We start from the raw sequence: 12738 nt of genomic DNA on the forward strand, positions 1-12738 counted from the left end.
GCAACCTGATACCATCTCGCTCCCGGATAAGTTTAACCTTTTAAACTTTTATTTATTTCATCAATATAATTGAGAATTTCATCGCGTCCTTCTTTTTTCTCGGAAGAAGATAAGAGAATGGGAGGAAGTTCTTCCCAGGTTTCCAATAATTTTTCCTGATAGGCCTTCAGGTTTTCTTTCAAACGTCCTTTGCTTATTTTATCTATCTTGGTGAAGATGATTGAGAAAGGTACGCCATTCTCTCCTAGCCATTCCATAAATTCGAGGTCGATCTTTTGTGCTTCATGGCGACAGTCAAGCAATACAAAGAGGTTGGTCAGTTGTTCGCGTTCCAGGATATAATCTTCGATAATCCGCTGGATATTCTCCCGCCCTTCTTTTCCGCGCTGGGCAAAGCCATAACCGGGAAGGTCGACCAGAAACCAGTTGTTATTAATCATAAAATGATTGATAAGCAATGTCTTACCAGGCTTCTGCGAAGTCATGGCCAAACCTTTCTTGCCGGTCAGCATATTGATAAGGGAGGATTTGCCTACATTACTTCGCCCTATAAAGGCATACTCCGGAAAGTTTCCAGCGGGGCATTTCTTTACATCCGTGTTGCTGATAACAAATTCTGCACTTTTAATTTCCATATTAGTTAATCTTTTATTGATTTATATTTTACTGAGGCCACCCATAGTCCAAAGAAGGTGATTGCACCGTTTACCATCAACATTTCGTAACCGAAGGCATAGCCTGTATATTGTTTCACCAGATAATCCGTAGCAAAGCAGATCAGTGGTGAGAGAATACATATATAAGGAACATATTTGTCACGTGGTTGTTTTTTTGTGAACAGGCCAAAGACAAATAATCCGAGTAAAGGACCATACGTATAAGACGCGATCATGTAAATAGCATCGATCACACTACGACTGTTTACGGCTTTAAAGATAAGGATAATTATTGCAAACAACACCGAGATAAGTAAATGAGTCATTAACCGGGTACGTTTGGCTTTGTTTGCTTCTTCCTTTTCTACTCCCAGAATATCAACGCAAAAGGAGGTGGTAAGTGCCGTCAGGGCAGAGTCGGCACTGCTGAATGCTGCTGCGATGATTCCGATGGTAAAGAAGATCAGGATAGAATGTCCCAGTATTCCGGAGGTACAGAACATCGGCAGGATATCGTCATTCAGTGCAGGCAATGCAATGTTTTGCTGAGCTGCCAGTGATATTAACAGGACACCCAGCGAAAGAAACAGGAAATTGACTGGTGTGAAGGCAAATCCATAGGTGTACATATTCTTTTGCGCATCTTTCAGGCTTTTGCAGGACAGGTTTTTTTGCATCATATCCTGATCCAGTCCGGTCATTACGATGGTAATAAAGATGCCGCTGAAGAATTGTTTAGCGAAGTGTTGTGTACTATGCCAGTCATCAAATTCAAAAATACGGAAATGAGGGCTGGCTACCAGTGTTTGTACCATACCATCCATATTCAATTCCATTGCATCTTTCACCTTCCAGATTATAACGATCAGCATGGCAACCAGGCAGAGGGCCTGGAGCGTGTCGGTCCAGATGATGGTTTTAATACCACTTCGATAGGTGTAAAGCCAAACAAGGAATATACTTATTACGACAGTTATCCAGAAAGGAATATTCCAGGTACTGAATACGTAGTGTTGCAAGATAAGGACAACCAGATAAAGCCTTGCTGCTGCTCCTACAATTTTGGATAGAAGGAAGAAAGAGGCTCCTGTCTTATAGCTTCGCCGTCCGATGCGGTCACCCAGATAGGCATAGATGGAAGTCAGTTGCAGTTTATAATAAAGCGGCAGAAGAACTTTGGCAATCAATATATACCCGAAGAAAAATCCCAGGACCGTCTGCATATAAGTCATATCTATACTACGCACCATTCCCGGAACAGAAACGAATGTTACTCCTGAGAGCGATGTCCCGATCATGCCGATAGAAACTATATACCAGGGAGATTTACGGTTACCAAGAAAAAAAGCATCGTTACTGGTGCTCTTTCTTCCAGTGATCCATGCGATGAGTAATAGGATACCAAAATAAATAGCAATGATCGAGAGAATTATATAGCTGTTCATTTATCGGGACTTATTTAAGTAGAGCAGGGGAGCATCCCCCGTCAAATGTTCGGTGACAAAGATAGCTATTTTTATATAAATGTAAGCTTTTTATCACGACTCTCCTGATCGGAGTAAGGTCCATTTTATCGGTATAATTATCCTTTTCGTGGGTAAATTACACCCGTTAATCTATTTTGTTTGCCACCTTGTAGCTTTGTTTGTTCCTTTGTAACCGTTAGAGCTCGTGAGAGTCAAGACAAACCGGCTACAACTCGTAGCCGATAAGATAGGTAAACACAAAAAAAGGCCGCTATCGTGAGATCAGCGGCCTTTTTAGTATTTCAAGTTTAATATCTTTTTTCAATTTGTGATCCCCGGAAATAATGTGCTAATATTTCCGTATAAGAATATCCTTGTGCTCCCATTACCGCAGCTCCGATCTGGCAAAGCCCCACACCATGACCCCATCCGGCCCCAGTCAGTATAAAACGTTGAGGGATATTGATACGGATATCTTCTTTGTCTATCACGAATGCCGAACTGTAAAGATGCGTTTCTGATAATGTACGCCGTATCTCCAGCTCCTTACCGATCGTATATATCCGGCGTGTTCCTATAATTTTCAACTTTTCTATCCGGCCGGAAGTACCCCTTTCCAGTGGGATAAGGTCTTGTATCTCGCCGAAATCGATACCGCTTTTACGATGGATCAGTTCGGCCAACTCAGCCTGGGTATAAGAGATTCGCCAACGGTAGAAATTGGTTGTTTCCTGGTCGTAGTTATTTAATACCTGGCTCAGTATCTCTTTGTCGGTGGTGTTACAAAATGCTTCCGGTGAATTGCGTATCCACATTTCAGCTTCGATTGGATCGGTCAGGTCCGGATAAGAGGCTTCTTTACTGTCACGTATAGCTGTCAGATAAGAGCGAGGCACCGGTTCCCAGCAATGTTCGAACTGTTCGGTTACGCCTCCGCAACATTTCGAGAAGCGGGTATCGCAAATAGATTCACCATCCGTTAGGATCTCACCACGGGTTTCATGAATCACTTCCCGGATAATTGGTGTCGAGGCCCGGGTGATACCCTGGTAACGCTGGCAATGATCATCGGCACATACATCGAACATCGTATGGTCTTCACGGTCGTACCAACGGATTAACTGATCATGTTCACGATGACAACTCCGGTATTTCTCCGAAGTATTGCCCAAGCGGAAATTCTTTTCTATCTGGGCTAACAGCCAGCTGCGTGAGATGACGGCATGTGCTTTCAGCAATTCCTTCGACGCGGTAGCACTCATCTCCGACGAGATAACACTGGTGAGGTATTCTTCAACATCGATACTGTTGATTACAACGATGCCTTCATTTCCTGCTACCAGGTTCAAAGACCCTTTGAAGCGTTGATCCTCCTGGCGCTGCCAGTGGAAATCAACTCCGATTGTAACGGCCTTCAGGTCGAATGAGGAGTCTGGTGAAGCCGGTTCAAAGAAAAGTTCCTTGTACAGTTTGCCGTTGTATACAATATTCCCGTTTACGAACAACGCTCGTTGTTCCCCGGTCAGGAAGGCACTATTCTCCGTATGGATATACTCTCCGTTGAATACGAAAGAGACAGCCTTCTGCGTCATAATCCCAACATTAACTACCGGTGCATCCATTATTTATCTTATTCTTTTTTTGCTTTCAGTGAACTTATCGCCAGGTAAGCCATCAATGCTATATACATTACAACAGCTAACGGCTCCGCAAAGTTCCCTTCCAGCCATTTCTCATTAACAAGGTTGATACCGCCGAATCGTAAGGCAGCGCTGATAACTCCCATCAAAGCACCTCCGGCAATGAATCCGGAAGCAAGCAGCGTCCCTTTCTCCAAACGTACTGTGTTAAGTGCCTGGTCTTTACTGCGGCTTCCTACATACCAGCTGATGGCTCCCCCGATCAACAACGGAGTGTTTAGTTCCATCGGGATAAACATACCCAGTGCGAAAGCCAATGCCGGAATCTTACAGAAATTCAGGATAATGGCCAGTACGGCTCCAATACCGTAAAGCACCCAGGGTGCTCCCGAGCCACTCATCAGTGGCTCGATAACAGCTGCCATAGCGTTGGCTTGGGGTGCAGCCAGTTGTCCGGTTGTAAAACCGTATGTCTGGTTTAGGATCAGGATTACACCACCTACGGTAGCGGCTGAAACAAGTGTTCCGAGGAATTTCCAGGTCTGCTGTTTGGCCGGTGTACTTCCCAGCCAGTAACCGATTTTCAGGTCGGTAATAAAACCGCCGGCCATAGACAATGCTGTACAAACAACACCTCCGATAATCAATGCCGATACCATACCTGCAGTTCCTTTCAGACCTGCAGCAACCAGGATAATCGACGATAAGATCAGTGTCATCAGTGTCATCCCGGAAACCGGGTTGGTTCCTACGATAGCAATGGCATTGGCTGCAACAGTTGTAAACAGGAATGCTATAATACCGACGATCAACAGACCGATCAAGGCATAATACCAGTTATCCAATACTCCGAAGTGGAAGAACAGGTAAGTAACGATTAGCGTAGCAAAAATACCGATCGTGATGATCTTCATCGATAAATCTTTCTGTGTACGTATCGTTTCCATATCAACTTCCGTATTTTTACCTTTCAACTCTTTGGCAGCCAGGCCGACAGCCCCGCGAATAATTCCCCATGAATTGATAATACCGATTACACCGGCAGTTGCAATACCTCCGATACCGATATGGCGGGCGTAAGTAGTAAATATCTGTTCTGCGCTCATACTGCCAACTGTTGCTGTGATTGCGTCATTTCCTAAAGTCAGCACGTCTGAGCCGAAAAAAGCAGACATTAACGGAATAATAACTAACCATACCAGGAATGAGCCGGCACAGATAATTGCGGAATATTTCAAACCGATGATATAACCGAGTCCCAGTACGGCTGCTCCGGTATTTACTTTCATTACCACTTTTGCTTTGTCTGCCAGCATTTCACCGACTCCGACAATACGCGTGCTTATTGTTTCGCTCCACCAACCGAAGGTTGCTATAATGAAATCGTACAGACCGCCGATCAGACCAGCCAGAATAAGAGGTTTTGCCTGACTGCCGCCTTTTTCACCGGAAACCAGCACCTGCGTAGTGGCTGTAGCTTCCGGGAACGGATATTTGCCGTGCATATCTGAAACAAAGTATTTCCGGAATGGGATCAATAATAGGATACCAAGAATACCTCCCAGCAACGAACTCATAAATACTTCAAAAAAGTTGATGGAAATCTCAGGATATTTATCCTGCAAGATATAAAGGGCAGGGAGGGTGAAGATGGCTCCGGCTACGATTACGCCGCTACAAGCTCCGATAGATTGGATAATAACGTTTTCCCCCAATGCATTTTTTCGCTTAAGTCCACTCGATAAACCTACGGCAATGATGGCGATAGGAATAGCAGCTTCGAATACCTGTCCGACTTTTAATCCCAGATAGGCAGCAGCGGCACTGAATATTACGGCCATTACCAGCCCCCAGAATACAGACCACGGAGTCACTTCCTTGTATTGCTTCTCGGGTGACATAATGGGGTTATAAACTTCTCCTTCTTTGAGTTCTCTGTAGGCATTTTCCGGTAGCCCGCTTACCTTTTCTTCATCTTCCTTCTTCACGGTGACTATTATTTTTTAGTTAGATTTAATCTGAAATGTGTTTTCCCGTTTTTTATAGCGTTACAAAACTACGTTATTTTTTTTATTGAACAAATGATTAAGGCAGGTAAGAATGGTAGACAGGGATATTTAGCAGATGTTCGGGAAGAATAGTTCTATTATTGCTGTGAAACAAAAGCCCCACCTTTTTGACATGAGTGGGGAAAACACCCCATTTATGTGGGGAATAATACCCATATATATGGGGGAAAAGTCCCATTTAAGTGGGGAAAAAACTCTACTGTAGCAGAGTTGCCGTTCTTCTGTAGTATGAAATAATCCCGTATACATAATAACAGGAAATGTGTTATTACATATACAGGATTCTATTTATAACAAAGTTATCCGTAAGAATTACCGGGTACTATTTTCATATCTCTTATGTAAGCTTCTCAGTTCAAAAGAGAGCATAACCCGGAAAATACCGATGATAAGCAGTGCGTAGGCAATCATATAAACTAGTGTGAAAACTCCTAATCCCGGTTGCCAGATAATTGCAATACTGCAAATAATAGCCAGGATACCGAAAGCCATATACCAACCCCAGTTGCCGGTTCCGAACCGTTTCAGGTCCATTGCATAACCGGTAGAGGAGAAGCCTCTAAACATTAGCCAGAAAGCCAGGATGAAGGGAAGGACAGTCATACTTAGCCCCGGACTAGCCATCAGATAAATACCGAGTATCAGATCAATGATACCACCGGCCAGATACCAACCCCAGCTGGAAATATGCTTCCGATTCGATACGGCAAACAGTATCTCGAGCGTACCGCTAACGAACATGGCAACACTGAAAAGAATACTTAAAGCAACATAACTGGCCAGTGGTGTAAACATTAGGCATATGGCAATCAGGATATAGAGTAATCCCAGGAGAAGTGAAACCCACCAATTCTGTACGGCGGAACTAATTTTTTCGTTAAATGCATTCATATTGAGTAACTTTTAAAAATTAAAGAATTTATACTGTAACAAAGCTTAGGAAAGAAAGGTTTTAAGGTAAAGGCAAACCGGAATATTTTATATACATTTGTCCTCTGTTAAAATAAATTATACACAAGAAAAAGTCTGCTCTTATGAAAGGTATTGTACTGGCAGGAGGTTCGGGTACCCGTTTGTATCCAATCACCAAGGGTGTTTCCAAACAATTGTTGCCGATTTATGACAAACCGATGATCTATTATCCAATATCCGTTCTTATGCTGGCCGGAATACGGGAAATATTGATCATTTCTACTCCGCAGGATTTGCCGGGATTCCGTCGGTTACTGGGAGATGGTTCGGATTATGGTGTCCGTTTTGAGTATGCTGAGCAACCTTCGCCCGATGGTTTGGCACAAGCTTTTATTATCGGGGAGAAATTTATTGGAAATGACTCGGCTTGCCTGGTTTTAGGCGACAATATTTTCTATGGACAAAGCTTTACGGCTATGTTAAAAGAGGCCGTTAACAATGTAGAGAACGAACAAAAAGCAACCGTGTTCGGTTACTACGTGAACGATCCGGAACGTTATGGAGTAGCCGAATTCGACAAAGACGGGAACGTATTGAGTATTGAAGAAAAACCGGAAGTTCCGAAATCGAACTATGCTGTTGTTGGACTCTATTTCTATCCGAATAGAGTGGTTGAAGTGGCGAAGAATATTAAGCCGTCATCCCGTGGGGAACTGGAGATCACAACAGTCAATCAGGAGTTTCTGAACGATGGAGGACTAAAGGTGCAACTGTTGGGGCGTGGTTTTGCCTGGCTCGATACAGGTACGCACGACTCGCTTTCGGAAGCTTCTACCTTTGTCGAGGTGATTGAAAAACGTCAGGGACTGAAAGTCGCTTGTTTGGAGGAAATAGCTTTCCGGAAAGGCTGGATCGATGCGGTTAAACTGAAAGAGCTTGCTGCCCCAATGATCAAGAATCAATATGGTCAATATTTATTGAAACTGATAAAGGAATGAATAAAGATAGTAAAATATTTGTAGCTGGACATCGTGGCCTGGTTGGATCGGCAATTTTGAAAAACCTGCAACAGAAGGGGTATACGAACTTTGTTTTGCGTACGCATGCAGAGTTAGACCTGACCGATCAGTTGGCAGTAAATGAATTTTTTGCTGCTGAGAAGCCAGAATATGTGTTCCTTTCGGCAGCTCATGTCGGAGGAATTATGGCAAACAATGTGTATCGTGCGGATTTTATTTATATCAATCTGATGATACAGAATAATGTGATCCATGCCTCTTATATTAATAAGGTAAAGAAGCTCCTGTTTTTGGGTAGCACCTGTATCTATCCATGTGAAGCTCCCCAGCCAATGTCGGAAGACAGTCTATTGACATCGCCTCTGGAATATACCAATGAACCATATGCTATTGCAAAGATCGCAGGGATAAAAATGTGCGAAAGTTATAACCTGCAATATGGTACCAATTATATCGCTGTGATGCCCACGAATTTGTACGGTCCAAACGATAATTTTAACCTGGAAACTTCTCATGTCCTTCCGGCTATGATCCGTAAGATCCATCTGGCAAAATGTTTGCATACAGCCGACTGGGAAGCGTTACGCAAGGATTTGAACACACGTCCGGTAGAAGGAATATCAGGTGATTCTTCTGAAAAAGATATTTTGGCTATCCTTGAAAAGTATGGAATTTATCCGGGTAGAGTGGAACTTTGGGGAACGGGAAAACCGCTTCGTGAATTCCTTTGGAGTGAGGAAATGGCGGATGCTTCCGTTTATATAATGGAGCATATCGATTTCGCAGATGTCCGTTCTGATGGTAATGAAGTCCGTAACACGCATATTAATATAGGTACGGGAAAAGAATTATCCATTAAAGATGTGGCTACCCTGATCCGGGAAAAGATCGGTTTTGAAGGTGAGCTTACCTTTAATTCATCCAAGCCCGATGGAACTTTGCGAAAGTTAACCGATGTAAGTAAACTACATGCCCTGGGCTGGCGTCACCGAATAGAGATTGCCGAAGGAGTAGAACTTTTGTATAACTGGTATTTGAACAAACAATAATAAACTTAGTATAATGAGTAAAGTCGCTTTAATAACAGGTATAACAGGACAGGATGGAGCCTATCTGGCTGAATATCTTGTAAAGAAAGGGTATACCGTACATGGTATCAAACGTCGTTCGTCTATGTTCAATACAGATCGTATCGACCATCTCTATCAAGATCCGCATATCGAGAACAGAAACCTGATCCTTCATTACGGTGACCTGACCGATAGTTTGAATCTTACTCGCATTATCGGTGAAGTACAACCGGATGAAATATACAATCTGGCAGCTATGAGCCATGTGAAAGTAAGTTTCGATACTCCCGAATATACCGCTAATGCCGATGGTTTAGGTGTTTTGCGTATTCTGGAAGCCGTCCGTTTGTTGAATCTGACACAGAAAACCCGTATTTATCAGGCGTCAACATCCGAACTATATGGTTTGGTGCAGGAAGTTCCTCAGAAGGAAACTACACCTTTCTACCCGAGAAGTCCGTATGCCGTAGCAAAACTTTATGGTTACTGGATAACTGTCAACTATCGTGAAGCGTATAAAATGCATGCATCCAACGGTATTTTGTTCAATCATGAATCGCCTTTACGCGGTGAAACTTTTGTTACCCGTAAAGTAACCCGTGCCGTATCGCGCATAGCATTGGGTATGCAGAAAAAAGTTTATATGGGAAACTTATCCTCTAAACGTGACTGGGGGCATGCGAAGGATTATGTTCGTGCCATGTATGCCATTCTTCAACAGGATGAACCTTCTGATTATGTAATTGCTACGGGAATAACCACGACTATTCGTGATTTTGTCAGTAAAGCATTTGAAGAAATAGGCGTAGAAGTTATTTTCAAAGGTGAAAATGTTAATGAGGTAGCATCATTAAACTATATTGACGAAAAAATGTTTATAGAGAAAGTGGGTGAGTCTTACCTCGAAAGTTTTAAAGAACGAATAGGAGAGGATGTTGTTGGAGTTGATCCGCAATACTTTCGTCCGACTGAGGTGGATTTACTTATCGGGGATGCAACGAAGGCCCGTACCCGGTTGGGATGGGAACCAAAATACAGCCTCGATGCCCTTATTCAGGATATGATGCAGAATGATATCAAACTTATGAAAAAAGAGTCTTACCTACGGGAAGGCGGGTACAAAATTCTGAATTATTTTGAATAAATTAAGAACAAAATATAGATTTAGTTTGTTTTAATTGAAAAAAGAGTTAATTTTGCTCTAAATTTGAGCGTTATTTGAGGTAATTGATTGTTTAATTAAAATGTTGATGAATATGAAGACTAAAGTATTACTTTTGGCTTTGTTGTCAGGTTTCGTTTTTTCTGTGTCTGCACAGGAATTTAAACCACAAGTTGGTTTTAGTACTGAAAAAGGGTATAAGACAAATTTCAAGAAAAACAAAGCTGGCGACAATTGGTTTATTTCTGTTGCTGGTGGTGCAAGTATTTTATTAGGTGACCAGAATAATAAAGCAGATTTTGGTAACCGTTTGAATTTTGCTCCTCAGTTCTCATTTGGTAAATGGTTTAATCCATATCTGGCTTTCCGTGCTCAGTTGAACGGTGGTGTTTTACATGGATTTTATCAGAATGATGCCGATGCTACTTTGATGCAGCATAATAAATATGCAGCTGCTCACGTAGATTTGTTATGGGATGTAACTAATTTCTGGGGTGTTTATAACGAAAAGAGAGTATTCCGTTTGATCCCTTGGGTTGGTTTTGGTTATGCACAGCGTTTCAAAACTACAGAATCTGCTGAATTTGCAAGAACTGAATCTCCTACATTGAATGCCGGTATCCTTACTGCTTTCCGTTTGAGCAAACGTGTTGATTTGAACGTGGAAGTTCAGGCTTCTTTATTGAACGAACAGTTTAACCGTATTTCTATGTATCACCTGACTGACGGTATTGCTCAGGTAAGTGCAGGTTTGACATTCAAATTGGGTAAAACTGATTTCGAAGTATTGGAACCGATGGATTACGCTTTGTTGAATGACCTGAACAATCAGATCAACTCTCTGCGTGCTGCTAACGATGAGTTAAGCAAACGTCCGGAGTCTTGTCCTGAATGCGAAGAAGTGGTAACAACTGTTGTAAACAATTACGTTGACAATGTAGTATATTTCCGTCTGAATAGCTCTAAGATCGACAAGAATCAGCAGATCAATATTTACAATACTGCTGAATTCATGAAGGGTAGCAATACTCCGATCAAGGTTATCGGTTATGCTGATAAGAATACAGGTAACTCTAAGTATAATATGGGTCTTTCTGAAAAACGTGCTAAAGCCGTTGCTAAAGAATTGATCGAAAAATACGGTATCAACTCTAACCAGATCACTATCGAATGGAGAGGTTCGGATGAACAGCCGTATAGCGAAAACAACTGGAACCGTGTTGTTATCATGTCTGCAAATAATTAATTATTTTTTAATTATATCTGAAAAAGGCTGCACATTATGTTGTGCGGCCTTTTTTTTGCACGGATTTATGATTACTTTTGTGGAATTTTAGAATATAATTATGGAATTCGACAAAAAACATGGCTACCTTATCCAATGGTGTATAGGAATGGGCGATTTGCTTGTGATAAATCTGCTGTTCTTTGCTGTCTATTATGGTTTGGGGGAGTTTTATACGAAAGCGATATCTTATAGCCTGAGAGAGGTGATTCTTCTATTGAATTTTTGTTATTTTTTCTCTCTTTATTTTATCCCCATGCAATTGCATGTGGCGGTTGTTTTTATCGATAAGATCGTTCAGCGTGCTTTTGCCCTGATATCTATACAGGTCTTTTTGTTTGCTACCTGTCTTATATTCCTGAATATCGGTGATGTCTTGGCGACATTCCTGTTGGTCTATTATGTAATTACGGTTGTGGTCTTTTCGCTTTGGCGTGTTTTGGTTCGTGTTACTCTGAAAATGTACCGGAGAAAGGGATACAACTTTAAGAAAATTATTATTGTCGGAGCCGGAAAGAATGGTATGGAATTGTATCGGGTCATGAAAGATGATCTGTCATACGGTTTTAATGTAATGGGCTTTTTCGATGATAACTTATCCTTGCAAAGTGCATTGCCAAACTATCTGGGAATGACACACGAAGTGGAGGACTATGTTCTGGCAAACGATATAGACGAGGTGTATTGTACATTGCCGGGAACACAGGATGAAAAGATATTGCGGATAATGAATTTTGCAGAAAAGCATATGATTCGTTTCTATATTGTTCCGGAGTTTTACAGGAATATAAAGAAGAGCCTTGTTATGGAAATAATGGAGTCGATTCCATTGTTGGCTATCCGCCGTGAACCATTGCAGGCTGCTTATAACCGGGCTTTAAAACGGTCTTTTGATATTATTTTTTCTTTGGGCGTTTTATTGACGATCTATCCTGTGCTTTATGTTATCATCGGAACTCTGATAAAGATAACTTCACCGGGGCCTATCTTTTTCAAACAAAAACGTACAGGTCTGTATGGGCAGGATTTTGAGTGTTATAAATTCCGTACAATGCGTGTGAATGCTGATGCCGATAAATTACAGGCCGCAAAAGATGATCCCCGTAAAACCCGTGTCGGTGATTTTCTTCGCCGTACGAACCTGGATGAATTTCCCCAGTTTATTAATGTATTGAAAGGGGAAATGTCGGTAGTAGGGCCCCGTCCTCATATGCTGAAACATACAGAGCAATATTCTGCCCTTATCGATAAATATATGGTGCGTCACCTGGTAAAGCCGGGAGTTACAGGATGGGCGCAGGTAACCGGCTACCGTGGAGAAACAAAAACATTGGAACAGATGGAAGGCCGTGTAAAGAGGGATGTGTGGTACATCGAAAACTGGTCGTTTTTCCTGGATCTGAAGATCATTGTAGTGACGGTTTTGAATATGTCAAAAGGTGAAAAGAATGCCTATTAA

At 42.0% G+C, this 12738-nt stretch carries 10 protein-coding genes; 5 read left to right on the forward strand and 5 right to left on the reverse strand.

The window, feature by feature from the left end:
• Positions 1-32: 32 nt before the first annotated feature.
• From yihA to M1P97_RS10810, 5 genes are all read right to left on the reverse strand, one after another.
• Positions 33-635, reverse strand: coding sequence for a ribosome biogenesis GTP-binding protein YihA/YsxC (gene yihA / locus M1P97_RS10790; protein ID WP_249389071.1), 603 nt, complete (start codon positions 633-635; stop codon positions 33-35).
• Between the two features lie 5 nt (positions 636-640).
• A complete protein-coding gene (locus M1P97_RS10795) occupies positions 641-2101 on the reverse strand; it encodes a sodium:solute symporter (protein WP_195371754.1) in 1461 nt (486 codons plus the stop codon).
• A 329-nt stretch (positions 2102-2430) separates the two neighbouring features.
• A complete protein-coding gene (locus M1P97_RS10800; protein WP_195371753.1) occupies positions 2431-3744 on the reverse strand; it encodes a SpoIID/LytB domain-containing protein in 1314 nt (437 codons plus the stop codon).
• Between the two features lie 8 nt (positions 3745-3752).
• Complete coding sequence (locus tag M1P97_RS10805) at positions 3753-5750, reverse strand: OPT family oligopeptide transporter (RefSeq protein WP_195371752.1); 1998 nt, start codon at positions 5748-5750, stop codon at positions 3753-3755.
• A 393-nt stretch (positions 5751-6143) separates the two neighbouring features.
• Complete coding sequence (locus M1P97_RS10810) at positions 6144-6722, reverse strand: HdeD family acid-resistance protein (RefSeq protein ID WP_195371751.1); 579 nt, start codon at positions 6720-6722, stop codon at positions 6144-6146.
• A gap of 143 nt (positions 6723-6865) precedes the next feature.
• Here M1P97_RS10810 and rfbA point away from each other — a divergent pair, with 143 nt between their 5' ends.
• The 5 genes from rfbA (at position 6866) to M1P97_RS10835 (ending at position 12738) form a co-directional block, all read left to right on the forward strand.
• Entirely contained in the window at positions 6866-7741 is an 876-nt protein-coding gene (rfbA, locus tag M1P97_RS10815) for a glucose-1-phosphate thymidylyltransferase RfbA (RefSeq protein WP_195371750.1), read from the forward strand.
• Positions 7738-8811: a GDP-L-fucose synthase family protein gene (locus M1P97_RS10820; protein ID WP_195371749.1), complete on the forward strand. Its 1074-nt coding sequence runs from the start codon at positions 7738-7740 to the stop codon at positions 8809-8811. Before rfbA ends, M1P97_RS10820 begins: the two co-directional genes overlap by 4 nt.
• 13 nt (positions 8812-8824) lie before the next feature.
• Positions 8825-9976 (forward strand): GDP-mannose 4,6-dehydratase, encoded by a 1152-nt coding sequence (gene gmd / locus M1P97_RS10825; protein WP_195371748.1) that lies wholly within the window; start codon positions 8825-8827, stop codon positions 9974-9976.
• 112 nt (positions 9977-10088) lie between these two features.
• Positions 10089-11240, forward strand: coding sequence for an OmpA family protein (locus M1P97_RS10830; protein ID WP_195371747.1), 1152 nt, complete (start codon positions 10089-10091; stop codon positions 11238-11240).
• A gap of 100 nt (positions 11241-11340) precedes the next feature.
• A complete protein-coding gene (locus tag M1P97_RS10835) occupies positions 11341-12738 on the forward strand; it encodes an undecaprenyl-phosphate glucose phosphotransferase (protein WP_195371746.1) in 1398 nt (465 codons plus the stop codon).

Origin of the sequence: Parabacteroides leei, from assembly GCF_023369805.1 — a bacterium.
Classification (GTDB): domain Bacteria; phylum Bacteroidota; class Bacteroidia; order Bacteroidales; family Tannerellaceae; genus Parabacteroides; species Parabacteroides leei.

What these genes read in the sequence shown, in the direction of transcription:
- M1P97_RS10830 (WP_195371747.1), top strand. Translation starts at nt 10,089, where the DNA reads ATGAAGACTAAAGTATTACTTTTGGCTTTGTTGTCAGGTTTCGTTTTT.
- yihA (WP_249389071.1), bottom strand. Translation starts at nt 635, where the DNA reads ATGGAAATTAAAAGTGCAGAATTTGTTATCAGCAACACGGATGTAAAG.
- M1P97_RS10810 (WP_195371751.1), bottom strand. Translation starts at nt 6,722, where the DNA reads ATGAATGCATTTAACGAAAAAATTAGTTCCGCCGTACAGAATTGGTGG.
- M1P97_RS10835 (WP_195371746.1), top strand. Translation starts at nt 11,341, where the DNA reads ATGGAATTCGACAAAAAACATGGCTACCTTATCCAATGGTGTATAGGA.
- gmd (WP_195371748.1), top strand. Translation starts at nt 8,825, where the DNA reads ATGAGTAAAGTCGCTTTAATAACAGGTATAACAGGACAGGATGGAGCC.
- M1P97_RS10820 (WP_195371749.1), top strand. Translation starts at nt 7,738, where the DNA reads ATGAATAAAGATAGTAAAATATTTGTAGCTGGACATCGTGGCCTGGTT.
- M1P97_RS10795 (WP_195371754.1), bottom strand. Translation starts at nt 2,101, where the DNA reads ATGAACAGCTATATAATTCTCTCGATCATTGCTATTTATTTTGGTATC.
- M1P97_RS10800 (WP_195371753.1), bottom strand. Translation starts at nt 3,744, where the DNA reads ATGGATGCACCGGTAGTTAATGTTGGGATTATGACGCAGAAGGCTGTC.
- rfbA (WP_195371750.1), top strand. Translation starts at nt 6,866, where the DNA reads ATGAAAGGTATTGTACTGGCAGGAGGTTCGGGTACCCGTTTGTATCCA.